21 protein-coding genes are annotated in these 23,028 nt (G+C 55.7%); 5 read left to right on the top strand and 16 right to left on the bottom strand.

From position 1 onward, the window contains the following. Positions 1 to 20: 20 nt before the first annotated feature. The 9 genes from ACILP4_RS04775 to ACILP4_RS04735 all read right to left on the bottom strand — a co-directional run bounded on the left by ACILP4_RS04775 (position 21) and on the right by ACILP4_RS04735 (position 8,892). Positions 21 to 908 (bottom strand): alpha/beta hydrolase fold domain-containing protein, encoded by an 888-nt coding sequence (locus ACILP4_RS04775; protein ID WP_395619610.1) that lies wholly within the window; start codon positions 906 to 908, stop codon positions 21 to 23. Between the two features lie 104 nt (positions 909 to 1,012). Further along, positions 1,013 to 2,818 (bottom strand): DUF885 domain-containing protein, encoded by a 1,806-nt coding sequence (locus ACILP4_RS04770; RefSeq protein ID WP_395619609.1) that lies wholly within the window; start codon positions 2,816 to 2,818, stop codon positions 1,013 to 1,015. Between the two features lie 152 nt (positions 2,819 to 2,970). Then, a complete protein-coding gene (locus ACILP4_RS04765; protein ID WP_395619608.1) occupies positions 2,971 to 3,681 on the bottom strand; it encodes a prolyl hydroxylase family protein in 711 nt (236 codons plus the stop codon). A 12-nt stretch (positions 3,682 to 3,693) separates the two neighbouring features. Continuing rightward, positions 3,694 to 4,962, bottom strand: coding sequence for an amidohydrolase family protein (locus ACILP4_RS04760; RefSeq protein ID WP_395619607.1), 1,269 nt, complete (start codon positions 4,960 to 4,962; stop codon positions 3,694 to 3,696). 105 nt (positions 4,963 to 5,067) lie between these two features. Beyond that, positions 5,068 to 5,772, bottom strand: coding sequence for a hypothetical protein (locus ACILP4_RS04755; protein WP_395619606.1), 705 nt, complete (start codon positions 5,770 to 5,772; stop codon positions 5,068 to 5,070). A 124-nt stretch (positions 5,773 to 5,896) separates the two neighbouring features. Next, complete coding sequence (locus tag ACILP4_RS04750) at positions 5,897 to 6,610, bottom strand: M15 family metallopeptidase (RefSeq protein ID WP_395619605.1); 714 nt, start codon at positions 6,608 to 6,610, stop codon at positions 5,897 to 5,899. Further along, complete coding sequence (gene accC, locus ACILP4_RS04745) at positions 6,586 to 7,935, bottom strand: acetyl-CoA carboxylase biotin carboxylase subunit (protein ID WP_395619604.1); 1,350 nt, start codon at positions 7,933 to 7,935, stop codon at positions 6,586 to 6,588. The genes ACILP4_RS04750 and accC overlap by 25 nt, the downstream gene beginning before the upstream one ends. Before the next feature lie 2 nt (positions 7,936 to 7,937). After that, positions 7,938 to 8,408, bottom strand: a complete 471-nt coding sequence (gene accB / locus ACILP4_RS04740; RefSeq protein WP_395619603.1) for an acetyl-CoA carboxylase biotin carboxyl carrier protein — start codon at positions 8,406 to 8,408, stop codon at positions 7,938 to 7,940. 43 nt (positions 8,409 to 8,451) lie between these two features. After that, positions 8,452 to 8,892 carry a type II 3-dehydroquinate dehydratase gene (locus tag ACILP4_RS04735; RefSeq protein WP_395619602.1) on the bottom strand — a complete coding sequence of 147 codons (441 nt, stop codon included), beginning with the start codon at positions 8,890 to 8,892 and terminating at the stop codon, positions 8,452 to 8,454. 88 nt (positions 8,893 to 8,980) lie between these two features. Here ACILP4_RS04735 and thiS point away from each other — a divergent pair, with 88 nt between their 5' ends. Further along, positions 8,981 to 9,988, top strand: coding sequence for a sulfur carrier protein ThiS (gene thiS, locus ACILP4_RS04730; protein WP_395619601.1), 1,008 nt, complete (start codon positions 8,981 to 8,983; stop codon positions 9,986 to 9,988). An 11-nt stretch (positions 9,989 to 9,999) separates the two neighbouring features. Here thiS and ACILP4_RS04725 read toward each other — a convergent pair whose 3' ends face one another. From ACILP4_RS04725 to lnt, 5 genes are all read right to left on the bottom strand, one after another. After that, positions 10,000 to 10,743 carry a LytR/AlgR family response regulator transcription factor gene (locus ACILP4_RS04725; RefSeq protein ID WP_395619600.1) on the bottom strand — a complete coding sequence of 248 codons (744 nt, stop codon included), beginning with the start codon at positions 10,741 to 10,743 and terminating at the stop codon, positions 10,000 to 10,002. Further along, positions 10,740 to 11,867, bottom strand: a complete 1,128-nt coding sequence (locus ACILP4_RS04720) for a sensor histidine kinase (RefSeq protein WP_395619599.1) — start codon at positions 11,865 to 11,867, stop codon at positions 10,740 to 10,742. Before ACILP4_RS04720 ends, ACILP4_RS04725 begins: the two co-directional genes overlap by 4 nt. A gap of 103 nt (positions 11,868 to 11,970) precedes the next feature. Beyond that, entirely contained in the window at positions 11,971 to 12,675 is a 705-nt protein-coding gene (locus ACILP4_RS04715; protein ID WP_395619598.1) for a tRNA (guanine(46)-N(7))-methyltransferase TrmB, read from the bottom strand. Positions 12,676 to 12,718: 43 nt separating this feature from the next. Next, entirely contained in the window at positions 12,719 to 13,927 is a 1,209-nt protein-coding gene (gene metK / locus ACILP4_RS04710; protein WP_395619597.1) for a methionine adenosyltransferase, read from the bottom strand. Positions 13,928 to 13,987: 60 nt separating this feature from the next. Continuing rightward, a complete protein-coding gene (lnt, locus tag ACILP4_RS04705; RefSeq protein ID WP_395619596.1) occupies positions 13,988 to 15,610 on the bottom strand; it encodes an apolipoprotein N-acyltransferase in 1,623 nt (540 codons plus the stop codon). A 193-nt stretch (positions 15,611 to 15,803) separates the two neighbouring features. On the opposite strand from lnt, the gene ACILP4_RS04700 reads away from it, so the two are divergent. Continuing rightward, complete coding sequence (locus tag ACILP4_RS04700; protein ID WP_395619595.1) at positions 15,804 to 16,223, top strand: VOC family protein; 420 nt, start codon at positions 15,804 to 15,806, stop codon at positions 16,221 to 16,223. A gap of 38 nt (positions 16,224 to 16,261) precedes the next feature. After that, on the top strand, positions 16,262 to 17,413 hold the full coding sequence (locus tag ACILP4_RS04695; protein ID WP_395619594.1) for a JmjC domain-containing protein: 1,152 nt from the start codon (positions 16,262 to 16,264) through the stop codon (positions 17,411 to 17,413). Positions 17,414 to 17,590: 177 nt separating this feature from the next. On the opposite strand, the gene ACILP4_RS04690 is transcribed toward ACILP4_RS04695, so the two are convergent. After that, a complete protein-coding gene (locus ACILP4_RS04690) occupies positions 17,591 to 18,142 on the bottom strand; it encodes a pseudouridine synthase (protein WP_395619593.1) in 552 nt (183 codons plus the stop codon). A 226-nt stretch (positions 18,143 to 18,368) separates the two neighbouring features. Between ACILP4_RS04690 and ACILP4_RS04685 the strand changes: the two genes are divergently transcribed. Further along, on the top strand, positions 18,369 to 18,875 hold the full coding sequence (locus ACILP4_RS04685) for a DUF2793 domain-containing protein (RefSeq protein ID WP_395619592.1): 507 nt from the start codon (positions 18,369 to 18,371) through the stop codon (positions 18,873 to 18,875). A gap of 174 nt (positions 18,876 to 19,049) precedes the next feature. Then, on the top strand, positions 19,050 to 20,168 hold the full coding sequence (locus tag ACILP4_RS04680; RefSeq protein ID WP_395619591.1) for an OmpA family protein: 1,119 nt from the start codon (positions 19,050 to 19,052) through the stop codon (positions 20,166 to 20,168). A gap of 95 nt (positions 20,169 to 20,263) precedes the next feature. Here ACILP4_RS04680 and ACILP4_RS04675 read toward each other — a convergent pair whose 3' ends face one another. Then, positions 20,264 to 23,023, bottom strand: coding sequence for a [protein-PII] uridylyltransferase (locus ACILP4_RS04675; protein WP_395619590.1), 2,760 nt, complete (start codon positions 23,021 to 23,023; stop codon positions 20,264 to 20,266). Between the last annotated feature and the right edge of the window lie 5 nt (positions 23,024 to 23,028).

Here is a 23,028-nt window from a genome sequence, read left to right as displayed (position 1 = left end):
CTGGCGTATGGGCAAATGCGTCATGCCACCGCTGGCGTGACAAAATTGGCCATTTTTGCCTGCGCCTTGCGCGATTCATTGAAACTGAAAATCGGCCAATCATGCAGCATGCCCGCTAGCTCGATATGCTCCACCGAAGGCAGCTTCGCCTTCAATGCCCGCGCGTCCGTGACCAAGATGTCGTCACCACCCGCAAAAGCGAGGATTGGCGGTAAGCCGTCCCAATTGCCGAAAATCGGGCTGCATCTTGGGTCGGTGCTTGGCAAGTCGCCCGCATAGAGCAAGCCGCCTGCGGAAATCCCGCTGATGGTCAGGATGCCATCGCGGGGTTCTGTTTTCAGTTGGTCGGGATGTGATGGGTCAAGATTGAGCCATGGGCAGATGAGCAACAGGCTGGCGGGCAAAGCGTGCCCCTTGTCGCGCGCCATTTGCGCCAATGCAGCAGTCAGACCGCCACCGGCAGAATCGCCGCCCATGACAAAGGCCGTGTCACCCATCTCCGCCTTATAAGTGGTATAATAATCCATCGCCCAATTGGTGATATGATCGGCCGTATTTTCCGGCGCGAGCGGATAGAGCGGCGCGGTGATGGACCAACCATATACCGAGGCCATGCGCGACAGAAATTTCCAGTGGATGTCGGTTGCCGGATAAACATAACCGCCGCCATGCCAGAATAGGATATGCGCCGTTGGCGAGGCATTTTTTGGGGCAAGGTGCCAAACAGGACGGCCCTGAAATTCGCTTTGCCGTATATCGACCTCGGCATGTGCCTTGGGCGATGGCAAGGGTGCAGAACGGATCTTTGCAATATTCTTTTCAAATTGCGGACCACCGCTGAACATCCGGCGATAATAGCCCGTGGTGCGCAATATAAAACCAGCAAGGCTGGCGGCAAAACTTGGCATAATTAACTCTCCCCTGACCGAGGAGCTATATCAACCTACCAAACCAATCAAGTGGTCCTGACCGCAGCTTCCCGGTAAGCATTCTCACCGGGAAGCTTATGCGCTTATTTCGACGCGGCAATCCAATCGTCGATTTTCTTTTCCAGAACGGTCAACGGCAATGCGCCAGTGTTCAAAACCTGATTATGAAATTCGCGCACGTCGAATTTTTTGCCCAATTGCGTCTTGGCCTTATCCTTGAGGCGCATGATGGTGAGCGCACCGATTTTATACGCCAAGGCTTGTGTTGGAATGGCGATATAGCGTTCCACTTCGGCGGTTGCGTCGGTTTTGCCCATGTCGCTATTGGCGAGCATATAGTCGATGGCCTTTTCGCGCGTCCAACCCTTGCTGTGCAGGCCCGTGTCAACGACAAGGCGCATGGCGCGCAGCATTTCGTCCGACAATGTGCCGAAGCGCTGATACGGGTCTTTGAACAGGCCCATGTCATAGCCCAAGGTTTCCGAATACAGCGCCCAGCCCTCCACATAAGCGGTGTTGCCGCCAAAGCGCATGAAGGCAGGCAATTTTTCATTTTCCTGCGCGATGCTGATCTGGAAATGGTGTCCAGGCGCACCTTCGTGCAAATAAAGTGTGGTCATGCCAGGGGTCGTTCGGCTTGGCAGGTCATAGGCGTTGAAATAAAATGTACCGGGGCGTGAACCATCGGGCGTGCCGGATTGATAGCTGCCGCCAGCTTCGTATTTTTCGCGGAATTCTTCATAAGGCTTAATTTCAAGCGGGGCCTTGGGAAGATATTTGAACTGCGTCGAAATCTTGGCATCGACGATTTTGCCGATGTCATAATAGCCTTGCGTCAACGCCTCACGGCTGCCGAGTTTGAACTTCGGATCCGAACGCAAATGTTCAAAAAATTCGGGCAAAGTGCCTTTGAACCCGACTTCTTTGCGGATCGCCTCCATCCCCGATGTGATCCGCGCGACTTCGGACAATCCAAGATTGTGCACTTCGTCGGCTTTCAACGGCAATGTCGTCGTTTGCTCGATCATATATTGATACAGGCCTTCGCCGCCCTTCATCGCCGAAAGGCCAACTTGCTCCCGCGCCAAGGGCAAATAGCTGTCGCGCAGAAAATCGCGCAGACGGGCATTGGCCGGGTAGAGGCCGTTTTCGATGATGTCGCGATATTCGGCCGTCAGACGCGCCTTGTCGGCATCGCTGAAACCTTCCGGAAATTTCAGGACGGGGCCATAATATGGCGACTCTTCGGTTTTTTGCGCGAGCTGCGTATTCAATTGATCGACAACGTTCGTGATCGTCATTTTCGTTTCGAACACGCCCGAGGCCATGCCCTGACGGAAGCGGTCAATCGACCGATCCATGAGGACGATAAATTCCTTATGCCGTTTCAAGTTATTGTCATAATCCTGCACCGTCTTGAATGGCGCTGCACCCTGTCCGCTGGCGAAGGTTGGGTAGAAAGTGTGAAAGCCGAAAAAGTGATTGAGCGGACGGACAACCGTCAGGTCCATAATCTCTTTTGATAAGCCCTTGAGCGCATCAGTCTGGTTCTGCTTGAACACGTCATAGGCGATCTTGTCGGTCGCATTCAGCTGGCTACGGTCGATGCTTTTCAGCGCCTCCAAATTGGCTTCGGCGGCTTTGCGTTCATTGGCGAAATAGGCATCGCTGATGAAATCACCAAAACGGTCGGCATAGCGCATGTCGCCCCGGAACATGGCGTTCAACGGATTGCGCTGTAGGCTTGCCTCATCATCGGCGGCAAATAATGCTGACAGCTTCTGGCTTTCGGTGGCGGCGGCTTCGGTCGCGGTGACCTGCGCCTGCACAGCGACAGGCGACAACAAGGCAGCGCAGCTCAGCAGAAGGATATGGTGCTTCATTTTCATGGGAAACTCTCCGAATGTTTTTTTAACAAATTTCTAAGATGGGCATAAATTGGGCTGTGTGATTGGCAATGGCTGTCGGCGTCATGACGGCCAAGCGCAATATGGTTTCGACAGACGACAATAAGCGCGTGGCAAGCGCACTGCGATGCCTTTCAAGACGCCTTGGCGCTCGTAAGCTCCAGCCAGTTATTTTGCCGGTACCATTTGGTGATGATGTGCTTCACCCCTTTTGTGACCGGCGTGCCGGTATGCAATGTTTTATAGTTCAGTGTCCCGTCGGGCTGCGCATTGTTCCACATCAGCATCATTCCCGCTTGCGGACGGATTCCAAGGCCAAGATGCGGAAATTCGGTTGCGCCGCCCTCTTTGGGTTCATTTAGGAAGATCATGGCGGTCCAACTGCGCTGGCCGCCCCCTGGGCCTTCGTGCGTCCAATAGCTTTGGCTTGGGTGAAAAAAATCGTGATGCGCCTTAAACTCTTGGCCGACTTGGTAACGCTGCCCCTGCATGGTTTCGGCATAATCATTGTCGATACCCAAAACATCGCTCATCCGAGCTTCGACTTTGGAGATGAATGCGTCCCACCGGTTGAGGTGGCAACTGTAACTGGTGCGGAAGCCCTGTTGCTCGGTGCCTTTGTACAAAGTGGAGGGGACGGCATCGGCATCAATTTTCGCAATCAATGTCTTGCAGTCTTTGGCGCTTAAAAACCCTTGATAGACATATAATTGCGCATCGGGGTGCTCGACCTGCTGCACTAGCGGATTGGCATTCAACCTTTTGGTGACATGCGCGCCGATCCGCGCCAGCTTGGCGGGATCATTATTGGGGTCAAACTCTTTGGCTTGCGTATCTGTGGTCATGGGATCACCGAATCACGGAATGATGCGTCCTCTTACCATGACCCATTCCGCTTTTTCGAGAGTGCGAATATTGGTCAGAGGATTTTCGTTCACGGCGACCAGATCCGCGGAATAGCCCACCGCAATCCGGCCAATGTCATTTTCCAGCCCAAGCGTTTTGGCGGCCACAGTAGTGGCGCTGGCCAATGCCTCGGTCGGGGTCATTCCGGCGTTCACTAACAAAGCGAACTCACTGCCATTACGGCCATGCTCAAACACACCCGCGTCGGTGCCAAAGGCGACAGTGACGCCCATGGCCTTGGCACGGCGGACTTGACGGCCAGCGGCCTCAACGGCTTGCTTTGCCTTCACTTCAACCGTGGGGGTGTAGATGCCCTTGCCCAGACGGGCGCGCACGCCCTCCAGCGCCATTAACGTGGGCACCAAGGCAGTGCCCTTGGCCTTCATCATCTTCAACGCCGCCTCATCGGCAAATGTGCCATGTTCGATGGAATCAATGCCCGCGGCGGATGCTGCTTCAATGCCGCGCGCACCATGGGCGTGCGCCATGACCTTTAGGCCAAGCGAATGGGCGGTGTTGGTAATGGACAGCATTTCCTCGCTGGTGAAATGCGCCTCTAATCCGCGGCCCTGTTGCGACAAGACGCCGCCCGTTGCGGTGATTTTGATGACATCCGCGCCCGCGCGCGAGGATTTACGCACTTTTTCGGCGCATTCGATGGGCCCTGTGCAGGTATAGCCCGATTCCAGCGTGGCAATGACGTCATTGCGGAAACCGCTGACATCGGCATGGCCACCGACGATGGACAAAGCTGGCCCCGCCGCGATGATGCGCGGGCCAATGATGCGGCCTTCTGCGGTGCCGCGGCGCAGGACAAAAGCGGTATTTTGTGCAGAGCCCGCCTCACGCACGGTGGTGAAACCAGCCTTGACCGTCAACGCCGCGTTCTTCACGCCCATGACCACGCCCCATTCATCGGGGTTCACCGCCTCGTCGCGATAATCATCGCCAGGGTCGCCAGTTAAATGGACATGGAGGTCAATGAGGCCGGGGACCAAGGTCTTGGTCGACAGGTCGACCACAGTGTTCGCCTGAAACGGATTGTTGATGCCCTTGGCGATGTCTTTAATCCGCCCGTCTTCGACCAAGATGACTGCTGGCCCAGTGGCACCAGTTGCGGCATCGGGGATTAGGTTGCCAACGATGATAGCTTGCGTCGCGGCGGACGCGGACGCGGCCAATGATACAGCGGCGCTTGCAAATAATAGACAACGTAACATCAAAAACTCTCCCCCGTTTATGGGCGAGAGTTTGGGCAGCTTGGACCAAGGTTACAAGCAAAAAAGCCCGGACAATTGGATCCGGGCCTTTTAATTTTTATGCATTTACCAGAAAAAGTCGCGAATGACGTCAACCACATGTCCGTTGCGCACATCGACCAAAAGGACATCGTCATAATAACGCACCCAACGGTAGCTTCCATAAGCGGCGGGCAGGCGATATTGCTGATCGCGATAGGGGGCGTGATACCGGCCGGGACGGAAATAGTTCCGGTTCTGCTCACGATATTTACGCCAGTTATAGCGATTGTCATTGCGCCAGTTGTGGGTCCAGCGGCCGATTTTGTTCTGGTCCAACCGGCCATCGCGGTTCCGGTCATACCGACGGTCAATGCGTTCATCATCATTGCGGTCGAAGCGGCGGTCGAGCCGGCCATCGCGGTTCCGGTCCCAATTCCGGTCCAAACTGCCATCGCGATTACGGTCCCAGCGACGGTCGAGGTCACCATCACGGTTGCGGTCATAATAACGGCTGTCTTGGCGCGCTTCGGGGCGTTCGGTGCGCGCAATATCCCGCGGACGTTCTGCGCGCTTGTTATCACGTTGCGGCGCGGCGCGATTTATGACGTCTGCTGGGGGTGTCGGGTTGGCGCGGGCCTCTTGCCGTTCGGCACGCCGTTCTTCACGCGAAACATCCGCAAAGTCTTCGACCATCATGTCGGCGCGCACGGGTGCGGCCGATGCAGCATGCGCCGCAATGGACGAAAGCGCCGTCGCGGTCGCCAAAGACATTAACATATATTTTTTCATGGGTGGTCTCCATGGCAGAGGCACCATGCGTCTGCGTTGAAAACCGTCTGCACCGATTCAGCTGAAGCGAAACTGAACTGTGCATTCACGTTCATGAAAGGAAGTGTTTTGATGAACGAATATGTTAAGCGATCTTGTTAAATGGATTATCCATAACCGGGAACTGCTCCCACCCGGTAAAATCAAAATGCCACCATTCGTTGGACAGGCCGACGAAACCTTCTGCTTCCAAATAACGTGCTAGCCGCGCACGGTTGGCAATGGCCGCCGCAGACGCACCCATATAATCGCGGTGCGCTTTTTCCGAAAAATCATCAAACTCGGTCGGCATTTCGACAAGCTGCCCGGTTTGCAAATCATGCAAGGTTAGATCGACGGCGCAGCCACGATTATGTTTTGACCCGCGCTTGGGGTTGGCGACATATTCTTTTTTCGGGCCAACTGGCGTTGCGTCCCATAGCTTTTTAGTAATGCGCCAAGGGCGATAGGCATCGTAAATTGTCAGGCCAAAGCCATCGGCTAAAGCCGCCTTGCTGGCGCGCGCAACCGCCAAAGCCGCCGGGGCCGCCAAAAAGGCGCGGGCTTCGTCATACAATATTTGGCCGGTAAAATTATTGGTGGTCGCATAACGCATATCGAGCTGGATCGCGGGGTCGAGCTTTATCAGTTCCAATAATCTTTTGGGGTCATCGGGCTTAAGCGCGGCGGCCTTGTCCGCGGGAATAAACAACACATCACGGTCGGGCCCCATAGGCGCGCAACTAACCAGCGGCAGGGCCGCCAGCCCAAGGGCAGCCGCACGGCGGGAGAGGGTTATTCCGCGTCCTTCGCCAGCCATTCTTCAAGCCATTTAATGGTGTAATTGCCGTTCTGGAAATCGGGCTCTTCCAACAGCCGTTGATGCAACGGAATAGTGGTCTTCATGCCCTCAATCACAAATTCGCCGAGCGCACGGCGTAAGCGCATCAGGCAGCCTTCGCGTGTCTGACCATAGACGATCAACTTGGCGATCATGCTGTCATAATATGGCGGGACTTTATAGCCATGATAGAGCCCGCTATCGACGCGGACATACAAGCCGCCGGGCGGGTGATACCAGCTTACGGTGCCAGGTGAGGGCATGAAGGTGCGCGGATCTTCGGCATTGATCCGGCATTCCACAGCATGGCCGGTGAAGGTCACATCCTCTTGCTTGAACGAAAGCGGCTTGCCCTCTGCCACTCGGATCTGTTCGCGGACAAGGTCGATGCCCGTAATCATTTCGGTGACCGGATGTTCGACCTGTAACCGTGTGTTCATTTCGATGAAATAGAATTCACCATTTTCCCAAAGGAACTCAATGGTGCCCGCCCCGCGATAGCCCATATCGGCCATCGCCTTGGCGCAGATATTGCCCATGCGATCCCGCTCGGCCGTCGCCAATATAGGGGATGGTGCTTCTTCCAATACCTTTTGGTGCCGCCGCTGCAATGAACAGTCGCGCTCGCCAAGGTGGACGGCGTTGCCATTGCCATCGCCGAAAATTTGAAATTCGATATGGCGCGGGTTGCCGAGATATTTTTCCAGATAGACCGTCGCGTCGCCAAAGGCGGCTTTCGCTTCGGACCCTGCTTGCTGCATTTGCGTCTCCAGCTCTTCTTCGCTGTTGACGACCTTCATGCCGCGTCCACCGCCACCGGAGGCGGCCTTGATGATCACAGGATAGCCAATTTCGCGCGCTATCGCTTTGGCTTCATTGACATCCTCAATCGCGCCGTCGGAGCCGGGGACGAGCGGCAGGCCCAATGCGCCTGCGGTCCGCTTGGCCTCGACCTTGTCGCCCATCGTACGGATATGCTCGGGCTTTGGGCCAATCCATGTAATATTGTGGCTTTCGACGATTTCGGCAAATTGCGCGTTTTCCGACAAGAAACCATAGCCAGGGTGGATTGCATCGGCATGGCTGATTTCTGCGGCGGAAATAATTGCCGGAATGTTCAAATAGCTGTCGGTCGCAGAGGGCGGCCCGATGCAAATTGCCTCATCTGCTAACCGCACATGCATGGCATCGGCATCAGCGGTCGAATGGACGGCAACCGTCTTGATCCCCATTTCATGCGCGGCACGGTGAATGCGCAGCGCAATTTCGCCACGGTTGGCGATAAGGATTTTTTCAATGGCCATGTTTACGCAATCACCAACAAGGGCTGGTCAAATTCAACCGGCTGGCCGCTTTCGACCAAGATTTCGGTGACTGTGCCCGACGTGGCGGCGACAATCGGGTTCATGACCTTCATCGCTTCGATAATCATGACAGTATCGCCCGCCTTCACTTGCTGACCCACGCTGATAAAGGGAGCGGCGTCGGGTTCCGGCGTCAGATAAGCAGTGCCCACCATCGGTGATTTCATGGCATTGGCAGATATCGCAGGGGCGCTGGGCGCGGCGGCTGCTGGTGCTGGCGCAGCGGCGGCAGCCACGGGCGCGGCCATCATCGGTGCGGCAATTGCGGTCATATTGCGGGATACACGGATTTTGCGTTCGCCGTCCTCAACCTCAATTTCGCTGAGACCTGTGTCGTTCAGCATTGCCGCCAGTTCGCGGACGAGGTCCGTGTCGACCTGCATGCTGCCACTAGTTCCTGTCTTTGCCGCCATGTAAAACTCCTTGGCCCCTGAATTTACTTTGGAGCGCCTAATGTCAAAGTTGTAACGCTACGTCCAGCGCCAGTTCGTACGACTTTGCGCCATGCCCCGCAAACACCGCTTTTGCGGCCATGCTCACATAACTCAAATGCCGGAAAGCTTCCCGCTGATGCGGGTCGGATAGATGCACTTCAAAAACCGGGACATTAATCGCCTTGATCGCGTCCAAGATCGCAATCGATGTGTGCGTATAGCCAGCAGCGTTCAGCAACACCGCCTTTGCGCCGACGGCTTGCGCCTCATGCAGCCAGTCGATCAAATGACCTTCATGGTTGGACTGCCGAAAATCAATCACTGCCCCTGCGGCACGCGCACGGTCGTCCAAATGGCCGGCAATATCATCCAGCGTATCGGTGCCGTAAATTTCGGGCTCTCTTGTCCCCAATAAATTGAGATTGGGTCCGTTTAGAACAAAGATTACCGGCTGATCAGCCAAACTATATTCCCCAGATTATATCAAAGCAGCGGTTGCGCAAATTGCTCGCCCGTCACTATATGCAAGTGAATAAAAAATGCGAGATGAAATGACCTCTACCCTGTCCTCCGATACTATCTCCCTCACACTGAATGGCGAGCTGCGACGTTTTCGCGCCCATGCCACCGTGGCCGATCTTGTCCGCGATATTGGCCTTGACCCGGCAAAGGTCGCAGTGGAGCGTAATTTGGAGATTGTCTCGCGCTCAACGTTGGAAGATGTGATCTTGGCGGATGGTGATAGGCTGGAGATCGTCCATTTTGTCGGCGGCGGGCAGGACAGCGCCGCGCGCGATAGCTGGACCGTGGCGGGACGGACATTTCATTCGCGGCTGATTGTCGGGACCGGCAAATATAAGGATTTTGAACAAAACGCCGCCGCGCTGGTGGCGTCGGGCGCGGAGATTATCACAGTCGCGGTGCGCCGCGTCAATGTATCGGACCCTAAGGCACCGATGCTGACCGATTATATCGATCCCAAAAAATATACCTATTTGCCCAATACCGCCGGATGCTTCACCGCCGATGATGCGATCCGCACCTTGCGGTTGGCGCGTGAGGCGGGTGGCTGGGATCTGGTCAAGCTGGAGGTATTGGGCGAGGCCAAGACTTTGTATCCCGATATGCGCGAAACGTTAAAGGCGACCGAGGTTTTGGCCAAGGAAGGTTTCTTGCCGATGGTCTATTGCGTCGATGACCCCATTGCCGCCAAGCAATTGGAAGATGCTGGTGCCGTGGCCGTGATGCCGTTGGGCGCGCCGATTGGGTCGGGGCTTGGCATTCAAAACCGCGTCACCATCCGCTTGATTGTCGAAGGCGCGAAGGTGCCCGTATTGGTTGATGCGGGTGTTGGCACGGCGTCGGACGCTGCCGTGGCGATGGAATTGGGTTGCGAAGGCGTGTTGATGAACACCGCGATTGCCGAAGCCAAAAATCCTGTTGCGATGGCAACGGCCATGAAATTGGCGGTCCAGTCGGGCCGCATGGCCTATCTGGCGGGCCGAATGGGACGGCGACTATATGCGGACCCATCCAGCCCGCTTGCAGGATTGATTTAAAACCGAGTTTTCTATTTCCCGGCCAGCCGTTTGACGTCGGCGAGATATTTGCGCCCGATGCGCATCGCCTGATCCTCGCCCAGCAAAGCGTGCCAGACCCCGCCACCTTCATGCCGAAGCCCCGTGATGAGATCGCGGCGGACAATATGGCTGCGGTGAATGCGCTGAAATTGTTCGGGGTCCAATCTTTGTTCCAGCGCCGAAATCGTCTGGTGCAGCAAATAGCTGCGGCCGTTGGTATGTAGCCGCATATAATCCCGCTCGGCCTCAATCCGTTCAATATCCATCGCCGCGACCCGAATAAGCTCTGCGCGATGCGACACCCAAAATTCATGTGCGTAGCGGCTGTTCGTTTTTGCCGAAGCCACTGTCACAGCCGCCTCAGTTTCAGGGGCGCCAGATGCGCGGGTGATCGCACGGCCAAGACGTTCGCTCGACACAGGTTTTAGCACATAGTCGACGACGTCGAGGTCAAACGCCTCAACCGCGAAATTATCATACGCGGTGATCAGGATGATGGCGGGTTTTTTCGGCATTAGTCCCAAGGCGCGGGCAGCGTTGATGCCGTCCATTTTGGGCATGCCGATGTCGAGAAAAATAAGGTCAGGCGTCAATGTCTGGGCAATATGCAGCGCCTCCACCCCGTCATTTGCCGTGCCGACAATTTGGATCATGGGGTGATCTGCGCTCAATATTTGCAGACGCTCAATCGCCAAAGGTTCGTCATCGACAATTAACGTCCGCAGTCGCTTCATCGTTCCATCCTTCGGCTTAGGGGCAAGCGCAGATTGGCGACAAAGCCGCCGCCAGCTATCGCTTGCGTATCGAGACGCGCCGCCGATTTATAGCGGGCTTCCAATCGGTCGCGGACATTGGCCAAGCCAATGCCATTTCCGCCAACATGGTCGGGATCGACCGCTTCGCCATCGTCTAGGACGCTGAGGATAAGAACACCGCCCTCAGCTTTAGCGCTGATGCGCAATTCTACCGGACGGGTGGTGCGGGACACGCCGTATTTAATCGCGTTTTCGACCAAAGGTTGCAGGATCAATGCCGGGACATGCTGGCCCATCAATGCGCTTGGAATGTCGATTTTGACGCGGAGCCTTTTGGGATAACGCACGCTTTCAATTTCGAGATAGAGCCGCTGCAGTTCTACCTCGTCTGCGAGCGTGACATCTTCCAGCGGATCGGACGACAGGCTTGTCCGATAAAAATTGGACAGATTCTGGATCATCGCTTCGGCTTCTTTCGGCTTTCCGGTCATGACCAAGCTCGAAAGCGAATTCAGCGTATTGAACAGGAAATGTGGATTGACCTGATAGCGCAAGGAACGCAGCTCGGCATCTTGGGCGGCTTGCGCAAAGCGCGACGTTTTCCGTTCGGCTTCGCGCACTTCGCGGGCGTAACCAATGGCGACGTAGAGCGAGGCCCAGGCGATCAGGAAAAAATAATGCGTTACCGAAATATCGGCAATTTCCTGCCAAAATGACAGGCCCAGTTGCGCCTTCAGATTTTCAACCGAGCGGCCAAGGCTTGGGTCTTTAAACAGGCTGATGGGTTCATATAGGTTAAAGATATAGAAATTGGCGGAGGCCAATATTATCGCGCAGGGAATGGCCCCCACGAACGCCAGACTGACCCGAAAGCCAAGCGCGCGGCGGTCGGCCATACGCAAACCGACATACAGCAGCCAGGTCACCAGCACGCCAACGAACGCCACCATCAAGCGCCGTTCGAACAAGATAGCTTGCGCAGGAAATTCCAACAATGCGGCGCGCAGCGACAAGATCAGCGCATAAAAGGCCCAAAAGCCAATTATGGTGAGCAATGCCATCTGGTGACCAATGAGCGGATGCGGGGGTGTAGATCTCTCCATATCCTTTCATAGCGCATTTTTCGCCGCTTGCACCACGTGCATCGTTTCTCGTCGAAGGCTTCGCCAAGTTTGTCGAATGTTTAACTTGGCAGTGTTCCTGACCCTAGGCCTCTTTGCGCCGATAGCGGAAATACCAGACTTCGTGCCCAAGGCGGCGCGCCTTTGCTTCATAGCGGGTTTCCGGCCAGCCGCCGGGGCGGTTCTGGAAATCCGAAGCGCCGTTGTTTAGCCAGTCAAATTGCTGCCGGTGGCGCTGCATGATCATCAGCGCGTGGCGGACATAGATGGGATGGTCAGTGCCAAAACGGAATTCACCGCCGGGTTTTAACTTTGCCGCAATCAAATCGACTGGCCCGTCATTCATCATCCGGCGCTTCACATGCCGCGCCTTTGGCCAAGGGTCGGGATGCAGCAGATAGACGAAGGACAAAGACCCGTCGGGCACACGGCGCAACATTTCCAACGCATCGCCCATGTGCAGGCGGACATTGTGCAGGCCGCCTTCGCGGATATGCGATAGCGCTTGTGCGACACCGTTCAGAAATGGCTCGCAGCCAATAAAGCCATGATCGGGCAAAAGGTCCGCACGGAACGCCAAATGCTCGCCGCCGCCAAAACCGATTTCGAAATGCATCGCGCGGTCGTCGCCGAACAGCTCTTGACTACTCAGCGCGCCTTCCTCGGGTACCGAAATCTGTGGCAGAAGATTTTCGACCAAGTCGTTCTGCTCGGAACGCAGCTTTTTGCCCTTTGAACGGCCATAAAGGCGGTTCAGCGTCGTTGGATCACCGATTTTGTTCGCAGTCATGCGGGAGGCGGCTAAACTTTCAGCAGCCTCCCTGCAAGTTGAATTAAGCCAGCGCTGCTTTGAGGTCCTCGACCAAGTCGGTGCGTTCCCATGGGAAGAAGTCACCTTCGGGCTTACGACCGAAATGGCCATAAGCGGCGGTCTTACGGTAAATCGGCTTGTTCAGGCCAAGATGCGTGCGAATGCCGCGTGGCGTGAGGCCGCCCAGTTTTGCAATGCCCATGATGGCCGCTTCAATCTGATCATCGCCGACCGTGCCCGTGCGGTGCGTGTCGACATAAAGCGACAAAGGCTTGGACACGCCAATCGCATAAGCCAATTGAATGGTGCAGCGTGTGGCAAGACCAGCGGCGACGATATTCTTCGCCAAATAGCGCGTGATGTAGGCGGCCGAACGGTCAACCTTCGTCGGGTCCTTACCCGAAAACGCACCGCCGCCATGCGGCGCTGCGCCGCCATAAGTGTCGACAATGATTTTGCGACCGGTCAGGCCAGCATCGCCATCCGGGCCGCCGATTTCGAAGCTGCCCGTTGGGTTGATATGATATTCGGTGTTGGTCAGCAGGCTTGCTGGCAACAGGTCCGCGATGACGCCCTTCACATAATTGTGTAGCTCGGCTTCCTTCGCACCTTCGTCATATCCGGGTGCGTGCTGCGTCGATACGACGATAGCGGTCGCGGCCTCTGGCTTGCCTTCATTGTTGTAGCGCAAGGTCACTTGGCTTTTGGCATCGGGTTCCAGAAACGGCGCAGCGCCCGAATGGCGGTCTGCGGCCATGCGCTCAAGGATCTTGTGGCTGTAATCCAGCGTCGCGGGCATCAGGTCAGGGGTTTCAGTCGAGGCATAGCCGAACATGATGCCTTGGTCGCCAGCGCCTTCGTCCTTGTTGTCGCCTGCGTCTACACCCTGCGCGATATGTGCAGATTGGCCGTGCAGGTTATTTTCGAAGCGCAGGGTTTCCCAGTGGAAGCCCGTTTGCGCGTAGCCGATTTCCTTAACGGTGCGGCGGACTGTGGCTTCAATCTCTTCCTTCGCGCCTTCGGCCCATTGACCATTTTCGTAAACGCCTTTGCAGCGAATTTCGCCCGCGAGCACAACCAATTGCGTGGTGGTCAAGGTTTCGCACGCGATGCGTGCTTCGGGATCTTTGGATAAAAACAGATCGACGATGGCGTCGGAAATCTGATCCGAAACCTTATCAGGATGTCCTTCGGACACGGATTCGGACGTGAAGAGGTAATTTGAGCGCATGGTTTTTCCAGTCTATTGCTGTGTCTGCGTATAAAGAATTCTTTATATCGTGATGCGCCCTTAGCGAGAAGCGCGCCGCTGGGCAAGCGGTAACAATGCCAACACGATCAGCAGCCCAGCAAAAGCCAAAGGAATGACGTTGCCAAATCGCGCAAAGAATGTCGGTGCTTTGGCGCGCGGCAAAAACGCATCAATGCGGCCATCCTTGCCCAAGGGCAGGCTTTGCAGGATCCGGCCATCGGCGTCGATTATCGCGCTGATCCCCGTTGGTGTGGAACGAATGACGGGCAAGCCTTCTTCAATCGCGCGCAACCGCGCCTGCGCCAAATGCTGCGGCGGGCCAATCGTGCCGAACCAGGCATCGTTCGATGAATTGAAGATGAAATCGGGCCGGTTATTGCGGTCCACCGTCTGACCAGAGAAAATCATTTCATAGCAAATCTGCATGCCAATTTTTACAGGCTTGCCGTCAACGGTCACGGTCATCGTCTGCGCGCCGGGCCCGGGCCAAAAATCTAGGCTGCCCGGCACCAATCTTGCCAACCCAAGCGGTTTCAGCAACCATGGCATGGGCAGATATTCGCCATAAGGCACCAAATGCGCCTTGTCATAATGGCCAAGGATACGGCCAAAGGCGTCCATGGCGGAGACGCTATTGCGCGCAGCGACCAATTGACGTTTTTCAAAAATAAGGCGGTTTGCCCCTGTCACCAGAACATCACCATCAGCCATCAGCGTGGTGAGGCGTGCGCGCGCACCGGCGGCGCTTTCGCCCGCTTGCCTCTGATAATATGGATAGGGATATCCGTCCTCCAGATAGTCTGGAATTGCAGCCTCCGGCCAGAGGATCAGGCGCGGCGCTTGGCCGGGCAAGGGGCGGCTGTTCATCGCCAATTTGGCAAAGTTGATCACGTCATAGCCCGGTGCATATTTGTCGGCTTGGCTGATATTGGGTTGCACGACGGTGACGGCGGTTCGCGTGCTGAGCGACGGCTCCGTCACATAAATTTTGGCCGACGACAAAATGGCCACGCCGACAATCGCCGCCAAAACAAATCCGTTTGTCCAACGTCGACTACCGAGCAGCGCCATCGCACCGCTGGCCAAGATCATCAGCCCCCCAACGCCGTAGGTTCCGATTGTCGGAAGCCATAGATCAAACCAATGCGAAACAAATCCGACCGCGAGCGGGTTCCAGACATAGCCAGTGAACACCCAACTGCGCAGCCATTCGGTCAGGATCCACAAGCCGGCAAAGGAGAGGATGAGCGAATATGTGGCAGCGCCGTTCCTTACATCGTCGCGGTCGGGCGGAGGGGTTTTCGCTGCGAATTGGCGTATCCAAACGGCTCCCGCCGCCGCCAAAGCCGGATAGACCGCCAGATACAGCGCTAGCGCAACCACCGCGATATAGCCCAACCAAATCGGCATCGCCGCTTGAAAGGTGAAGGCGACCGCAATCCATTGATTGCCAAAGGTGAAATGCCCGACCCCGAACAGCCAGCCAAGAATGAAGGCGTGCTTTGTATTTGGGGCGTGCGCGATCAGGTGGATGAGCAACGCAAAGCAGACCAAAGTCAGTGGCCAAAGCCCCCAAGGTTCAAAACCATAAGCCGACAAAGCGCCAGCGCCCATAGCGGCCCAGCGCGGAAATCGATGAAGCAGGGCGGAGATTTTCTGCATGCCCCGCCTTTGCCGTCCCTATGTGACAATTGCAATCGGACAAACAGCGTCGTTGCTTGCGGTTTACAATGGGCCAGCTCAGTCAGCGGCCAAGCAATTTGCCGCGGGTCAACAGTTGCGCCGTGCAAATGGCACAAGAGCTTGCTAGTGCTGACAGCATCGACCAACCCTTGCCTAAACCGGTGACCAAAAAATGAGCTTACGTCCATTCCATCTGGCCTTTCCCGTCCATGATCTGGCCGAGGCACGGCATTTTTACGGCTTTGTCATGGGTTGCGCCGAAGGGCGGTCATCGGATCAATGGATCGATTTCAATTTTTTCGGCCACCAAATTGTCGCGCATTTGGATGCGTCAGCGCGCAGCGTATCGACACATAATCCCGTCGATGGCCATGACGTCCCCGTTCCGCATTTCGGCGTTGTTTTGGATATGGCGCAATGGACGGCATTGGCCGAACGGGTAAAGGCGGCGGGCGTCCGTTTTGGTATCGAGCCGCATATCCGGTTCAAGGGCCAAGTGGGCGAGCAAGCCACGATGTTCTTTTATGACCCCAGCGGCAATGCGTTGGAGTTCAAAGCCTTTGCCGACGACGCGAATTTGTTTGCGCGCTGACGCTTGCATTTTGCCGCTTTAGACGACAGCGCAAAGCCATGGACCTTCAAAATTTCGACATCGACTTATTCCTGTGCGAATATTGGCAGAAAAAACCGCTGCTGATCCGCAATGCGTTTCGCGACTGGCAAAACCCGCTGGAGCCGGACGAGCTGGCGGGGCTGGCGTGCGAAGAGGAAACGGAATCGCGGCTGATTATTCAGACCGAAACTGGTTGGGAGATGGAGCAAGGCCCGCTGGCCGAAGAACGGCTTTCGGGTTTAAGCGAAAGCCATTGGACGTTGCTGGTGCAAGCGGTGGACCATCATGTCCCTGCTGTCGCCGACCTGATCGCGCCGTTTCGTTTCATTCCCAATTGGCGCATCGACGATGTGATGGTCAGCCTTGCCGCCGACCAAGGTGGGGTCGGGCCGCATTTCGACCAATATGATGTTTTCCTGATCCAAGGGCTTGGCCGCCGTCATTGGCAGATTGGCGCGCACTGCGATGCCGATACGCCTTTGCTGCCGCATGAGGATTTGAAACTGCTGAGCGCATTTGAGGCGACCGAGGAATGGGTGCTGGAGCCCGGCGATATCCTCTACGTCCCGCCGGGCATCGCGCATAATGGCGTTGCTATGGGCGCGGATTGCATGACCTATTCGGTCGGTTTCCGCGCCCCATCGCGCGCCGACATTTTGGGGCATTATGTCGACGATATTCTCGACGGCATTCCAGATGATGAACTCTACCGCGACCCCGATTTGAAGGCCCAAGCCAATCCAGGCGAGATTTTACCCGATGCGCTTGGGCGGCTTCAGCAGATGATGTTGGAATCCTTGTCCGACCCCGCCCATTTCGCCCGCTGGTTCGGCACCTTCAACAGCACCCCCAAATATCCCGATATGGATTGGCGGCCCGAAGAGCCCGTTACGCCGGAGGAACTGCGCGCGGCGATCAACGCGCAATTGCCGCTGGCGCGTAATCCGGCGAGCCGTCTGGCCTTTATCGCAGGCGGCAAGGACGCGCTGATGCTGTTTGCCGATGGCATCTGTTTCGACTGTGTTGGCGAGACGGCGGCGTTGGCTAAAGATTTGTGCGCTGCGGACAGCCTTGTTCTGGATGCCGCCATCGCGGGCAGCCCCGCCGCCGTCGATCTTCTGACGCAACTCTGCAATCAGGGCTGCATCGCGTTCGATAGCGAGGATTGATCTGCGCACGCGGTTAAGCATCTGCGCGAAGAAAGCGCGTTATGCGACCGCGGCAGACGCGCTATCGGCGATTGCAGCGGCGACCATCACGCTGCGGCATTATGCCTGCGACCGTTGCGGGCAATTTCATCTGACCAGCCGGACCAAGGGCAAGCGCATCGCACGGCCGGTAAAGCCTTAGCCCTCAACCTCGCGCCAAGTGCCTGGTGCAAGGCCATCCATCGTCCATTCGCCAATCGCGCGCCGGACAAGCCGTAATGTCGGATGCCCAACGGCGGCGGTCATACGCCGGACCTGACGGTTGCGGCCTTCACGAATGGTGAGCATGATCCAGCTATCGGGCACCGACAGCCGCACACGGATCGGCGGGTCGCGTGGCCAGAGCATCGGGTCGGCAATCCGCTCCGCCGCGCAAGGCAGGGTCAGGCCATCCTTCAATGAAACGCCGCGCCTTAACTGCAGCAACGCATCGTCGGACATATCGCCCTCGACTTGCACCAGATAGCTTTTCGCCATTTTATATTTCGGGTCCGAAATCCGCGCCTGCAACCGGCCATCATCGGTCAACAGCATCAACCCCTCACTGTCCATATCGAGCCGCCCCGCCGGATAGACGCCCGGCACATCGACGAACTGCGACAAAGTCGGCCGCGGCGAGCCCTCCGTCCCCTTGTCGGTAAATTGCGGCAAGACGCCATAAGGTTTGTTGAACAGGATGATGCGGGACATGGGGGGGGGCTTTAGCGAAAGCGGGGGAGATGCGAAATGCTGTTGTGGGTGTGGGGCTTTACGTAATAACCAAATAGGCTAAAAACATATTGACATCGTAACCATAAAAGCTTAATTTATGTCATAGTCGAAAATTGCGAGTCGCGTTGGGGCTCGCTTTCATCATCACCTTTGGGGTCGAAGCGCAAACTTCGGCCCTTTTTCTTTGCGCTCAGGAGGGCTGGATATGGCCATCAACAAAACACCCGTGCCGGATGCGCGGTTGAATATGAAAATCCGTAGCCTTTTTCTGGACCATTTGGCGCAGACGGCGAATGTGGCGGCGTCGGCGCGCGCGGCGGGGGTGTTGAGCAGTGCGGTCCATGCCGAACGGCGGCGCTCGCCGGCGTTTCGTGACGCATGGGCGCTGGCCTTGTCCGCGGTACCCGCCGTAACCGACAATGATATTGGCAAATCTTGGATCATTAATGGAACGCCAGCGGGGGCGTGGGCGAACAAAGCCGGTCAAATCGCTTACTGGATTGGCGGCAGTTGGCGCTTTATCGCTCCCCATGAAGCTATGCGGGTTTGGAATAAGTCCACACGGCGGCATAGCTTGTTCATATCAGGCCAATGGACCACCGCGCCTTCGATATCCAATCCAACCGGTGGCACTGCCGTCGACAGCGAAGCGCGCGCGGCACTTGTGGCAATTTTGCAATATTTCCGGCTATTGGGCATATTAGCAACATGAGCTTAGCAGCATGGGCCGATAACGCTCAAAAACGCAGCAAATATTATGATAAATCGCCAAAAATGGCGACATTTTAGCAACAGTATAAGGACATAGCGACTTGCATCGATGGAACAGAATGGGTAAACCAGCGTTCTCGAATTTCCGTTCCTAAGATAGATAAGGGGAAAGTTGATGCGTAAGTTAGCCATAAGTTTGGCACTCGCTTCTACTGCTCTGGCGTCACCGGCTTTGGCCCGCGATAACCAGTGGTATGTCGGAGTTGATGGCGGTGCCATGATAGTAGAAGACCTTGCTTTGGATATTGGTGCCCAGAAAAATGCGGCAACAGTAGACACAGACAAGGGTTATGATTTCGGCGGCGTAGTCGGATATGATTTTGGCGGTTTCCGTCTCGAATCAGAAGTCTCATACCGTAAAGCGAATGTGTCTGGTTTCAACAGCTCCGCACCTCAGATCACACGGGGCACGGCCACGACTTTGGTAGCTGGCGGTAACTACGCCGTAGCTGGTGATGCAAATGCATTGAGCTTCATGGTCAATGCGATGTTTGATTTCGGTGATGACGACGGCCTTCAGGGCTTTGTTGGTGGCGGCGTTGGTGTTGCTCGTGTAGACGCGCAAACCACTTTAGCAGCACCTTCATTCCTCGATGACTCCGATACGGGTCTTGCATGGCAGGCACTTGCTGGCGTTCGTGCGCCATTGAGCGACAACTGGGATGTGGGCCTGAAGTATCGTTTCTTCAACGCGGATAAGGTCGGTCTTGTTGATCGTCTTGGCCGTGCCGTAGAGACACGCTTCCGTTCGCACAGCGTGATGGGTAGCTTTGTTTATAACTTCGGCGGTGCACCTGCGCCTGTTGAAGTGGCACCACCACCACCACCGCCACCTTATGTGGCACCACCCCCACCACCGCCACCACCGCCACCTGCGCCAGTGTGCAACACGGGTCCTTATATCGTGTTCTTCGATTGGGATAAATCGAACCTGCGTCCAGACGCGGCTTCGGTTCTCGATAATGCCGTTGCGCAATATTCGAACTGTGGCAGTGCGAAGGTTATGCTTGCAGGTCACGCCGATAAGTCGGGTGCTGCAAAGTACAATGTTGGCCTCTCACAGCGTCGTAACGATACCGTTCGTACGTATCTTGAGTCCAAGGGCGTATCAGCTGGCGCGATTGCCAGCGAAGCATTCGGTGAAACTGCACCATTGGTACAAACTGCAGATGGTGAGCGTGAACCGCAAAACCGTCGCGTGGAAGTCACCTATGGTCCAGGTTCGGGAATGTAATTCCCAATCTGATTTCAGGTTAAAAGAAAGGCTGGTCGAAAGACCGGCCTTTTTTTTGACCCCCTGTGTGCGACCTCACAGGTGGGGCTCAAACTTTAGGCTGCGACCTTTGGCTTTGCTCGCGCCTTTACTGCGGCGGATTCCAAAAGCCTCGCTTCAAGTGCCTTTAACTTGTTTTTGTTTTCGATTTTGCCGCCGAATAAATCCGTCACATAAAATGTGTCGACGGCGCGTTCCCCGTAAGTGGCGATATGCGCACTGTGCAATGTGACTTTGGATTCAAACAGCGCGAGCGCCAAATTGTTAAGCAAGGCGGGGCGATCCAGCGCATTCACTTCAATCACTGTAAACCTGTTAGATGCTTGATTATCAATCAACACCGATGGCGCGATTTTAAAGGCGTCAGCCCGGCGCAGTGCTTTTGGCTTTGCGTCCAGTTGTGTCATCAAACGTGCGCGATTGGTGAGCGCCTCTTCAATGTTGCGCTTGAGGCGGTTTAACTGACTTTGCTCCTGGAACGGACGACCCAGCGGGTCCTGGATCAGGAAATTGTCGACCGCCATGCCGTCACTGCTGGTGTGAATCCGCGCATCGATAATATTGCCGCCCGCTAGGTGAATGGCGCCCGCTATGCGGTAAAATAATCCTGGATGGTCGGCCGCAAAAACCGTGACGAGCGTTGCCCCACGATCAGGATAGAAACAGGCATCAATGGCAAGTTCTGTACCGGCATTGGAAAGAAGATGCTGGGCGTTGCGTTCAATGATGTCGTCTGGTTCGGCGATCCAATAAGCGTCAGGAAGCGTTTTGGCAAAAGCCGCGAAGCTATCGGGCGGTAGTTGCAACGTGGACTCCAGCTGCGCCTTTTTCGAGGTGATCCTCTCATCCCGGCCGCGTTGTTTGTGTCCCAAGCGCAGCACTTCTTCTGTCGCTTCAAACAGGTCCGACAAAAGCTGTCGTTTCCAACTGTTCCAAACGCCTGGTCCAACCGCGCGGATATCAACGACGGTTAAGACCAATAGCAGCTTCAACCGCTCGGGCGACTGTACCGCCTGGGCAAAATCCAGGATGGTCTTGAAATCTGCCAAGTCCCGCTTGAACGCAGTGGCCGACATCAACAAATGATAACGGACGAGCCACGCAACGGTTTCCGTTTCGGCTGGTGAAAGGCCGAGCCGCGGGCATAAGGTTTCGGCAATCTCCGCGCCCAACACACTATGGTCGCCGCCACGCCCCTTCGCAATATCATGGAGCAAGGTTGCCACAAACAATACCCGCTTGCTGACAATCTGTTGCACCATCGCGGTAGATAATGGGTGATCTTTTTTGAGCTTTCCGCGGTTGATATCGGCCAGCAAACCAATGGCGCGGATCGAATGTTCATCGACCGTGTAATGGTGGTACATGTCGAACTGCATCTGCGCTACGACGCGACGGAAATCCGGTATAAATCGCCCAAAAACGGTAGATTCATTCATCCAGCGCAACACCGTTTCCGGGTCGCGCGGCGATGTTAATATTTCGAGGAAAAGGGCGTTGGCTCTGGGGTCGCGCCGCAATACTTTGTCGATCAGCCGGGCATCCCTTTGGGCGGCACGCATCGCCAGCGGGTGAATTTCCAATTCATGCAGGTCCGCCAAATGAAATATCTCGAGCAAGCGCACGGGGTCTTGCGCAAAAAAGCCATCATCTGGTAACGCAAGGCGACCACGATCCAATTGAAAGCCGTTGAGCTTTCTTGGCTTCCGGCCAAAGCTGGGTAAAAATCGACGGCCTTTTTGGGCCATAGCTTCATCCAAATGCGCCAGGAAAAGTCCCGTCACATCGCCAACCGTTTTTGCGTTCAAAAAGTAAAAATGCATGAACCTTTCAACCGCTGAGCGGCCGGGGCGATCGGCAAATTGCATAAGCTCTGCTACTTCGCGTTGCAGATCAAATGTCAGACGGTCTTCCCCGCGTCCGGTGATATTGTGCATATGACAACGCACGGACCACAAGAAATTCTCGGCTTTTCTAAAACGATTATATTCATCGATTGTGAGCAGGCCAACATCGACAAGTTCGGACACGGCTGACACTTTATGGATATATTTCCCAATCCAGTAGAGTGTGTGGAGGTCGCGAAGCCCGCCTTTGCCATCTTTGATATTGGGTTCGACCACATATCGGCTGTCACCCATGCGTCGATGCCGATCGTCGCGTTCAATCATTTTTAGGCGGACAAAGTCTGATGCCGTGTTTGCGACAACTTCATTCCAAAAACGTAGTGAAACCTCTTCGTAAACGCCGCGATCGCCCCACACAAACCTGCTTTCCAGCAACGCGGTACGAATGGTTAAATCCTCTTGCGCCATCTTTACCGTTTCATCGAGGGATCTGCTTGATTGACCAACCTTCAACCCAAGATCCCAGAGCAAATAGAGGATCGCTTCGACGACCTGCTCGGTCCAAGAGCTGCGCTTGAAGGGCGTTACAAAGCCAATATCCACGTCGCTATGTGGCGCCATTTCCCCGCGACCATATCCACCGACAGCCAGAACCGCGATCCTTTCGGATGCCGAGCGATTGGCAGCGGGATAAGCATGAACAGTGACATAATCGTAGATAAGCCGGACGATTTGATCGACAAGAAATGCTTGCTCCGCAGACGCACGATAGCCTTGCGACGGCGCAGCATTGAGGCGTCGTTGAATTTCGGTCCGACCGTTGGCCAGTGCCGTTTGCAATATCTCTACGACGTGTGGACGGCGTGCTTCGGCTCCACATGCGTGAACAATGCCGTCAATTTTCTCGGCCAGCACGCTCCGGTCGATAATGTCGCGCTGCTTGAATATCCGTTCTACTGTTGATGCCATCACGC

The organism is Sphingorhabdus sp. (assembly GCF_044239045.1).
GTDB lineage: Bacteria > Pseudomonadota > Alphaproteobacteria > Sphingomonadales > Sphingomonadaceae > Sphingorhabdus_B.
The sequence above is the reverse complement of the archived record's forward strand: the minus strand, read 5'-3'. Positions and strand labels throughout refer to the sequence as shown.

Bases quoted from the DNA above. Each gene is read 5' to 3' on its own strand.
- ACILP4_RS04675 (WP_395619590.1), bottom strand. From the start codon at position 23,023: ATGGCATCAACAGTAGAACGGATATTCAAGCAGCGCGACATTATCGAC.
- ACILP4_RS04680 (WP_395619591.1), top strand. From the start codon at position 19,050: ATGCGTAAGTTAGCCATAAGTTTGGCACTCGCTTCTACTGCTCTGGCG.
- ACILP4_RS04770 (WP_395619609.1), bottom strand. From the start codon at position 2,818: ATGAAAATGAAGCACCATATCCTTCTGCTGAGCTGCGCTGCCTTGTTG.
- ACILP4_RS04775 (WP_395619610.1), bottom strand. From the start codon at position 908: ATGCCAAGTTTTGCCGCCAGCCTTGCTGGTTTTATATTGCGCACCACG.
- ACILP4_RS04760 (WP_395619607.1), bottom strand. From the start codon at position 4,962: ATGTTACGTTGTCTATTATTTGCAAGCGCCGCTGTATCATTGGCCGCG.
- ACILP4_RS04685 (WP_395619592.1), top strand. From the start codon at position 18,369: ATGGCCATCAACAAAACACCCGTGCCGGATGCGCGGTTGAATATGAAA.
- accB (WP_395619603.1), bottom strand. From the start codon at position 8,408: ATGGCGGCAAAGACAGGAACTAGTGGCAGCATGCAGGTCGACACGGAC.
- lnt (WP_395619596.1), bottom strand. From the start codon at position 15,610: ATGCAGAAAATCTCCGCCCTGCTTCATCGATTTCCGCGCTGGGCCGCT.
- ACILP4_RS04695 (WP_395619594.1), top strand. From the start codon at position 16,262: ATGGACCTTCAAAATTTCGACATCGACTTATTCCTGTGCGAATATTGG.
- accC (WP_395619604.1), bottom strand. From the start codon at position 7,935: ATGGCCATTGAAAAAATCCTTATCGCCAACCGTGGCGAAATTGCGCTG.
- ACILP4_RS04720 (WP_395619599.1), bottom strand. From the start codon at position 11,867: ATGGAGAGATCTACACCCCCGCATCCGCTCATTGGTCACCAGATGGCA.
- ACILP4_RS04725 (WP_395619600.1), bottom strand. From the start codon at position 10,743: ATGAAGCGACTGCGGACGTTAATTGTCGATGACGAACCTTTGGCGATT.
- ACILP4_RS04755 (WP_395619606.1), bottom strand. From the start codon at position 5,772: ATGAAAAAATATATGTTAATGTCTTTGGCGACCGCGACGGCGCTTTCG.
- ACILP4_RS04690 (WP_395619593.1), bottom strand. From the start codon at position 18,142: ATGTCCCGCATCATCCTGTTCAACAAACCTTATGGCGTCTTGCCGCAA.
- ACILP4_RS04750 (WP_395619605.1), bottom strand. From the start codon at position 6,610: ATGGCTGGCGAAGGACGCGGAATAACCCTCTCCCGCCGTGCGGCTGCC.
- ACILP4_RS04715 (WP_395619598.1), bottom strand. From the start codon at position 12,675: ATGACTGCGAACAAAATCGGTGATCCAACGACGCTGAACCGCCTTTAT.
- ACILP4_RS04765 (WP_395619608.1), bottom strand. From the start codon at position 3,681: ATGACCACAGATACGCAAGCCAAAGAGTTTGACCCCAATAATGATCCC.
- metK (WP_395619597.1), bottom strand. From the start codon at position 13,927: ATGCGCTCAAATTACCTCTTCACGTCCGAATCCGTGTCCGAAGGACAT.
- ACILP4_RS04700 (WP_395619595.1), top strand. From the start codon at position 15,804: ATGAGCTTACGTCCATTCCATCTGGCCTTTCCCGTCCATGATCTGGCC.
- thiS (WP_395619601.1), top strand. From the start codon at position 8,981: ATGACCTCTACCCTGTCCTCCGATACTATCTCCCTCACACTGAATGGC.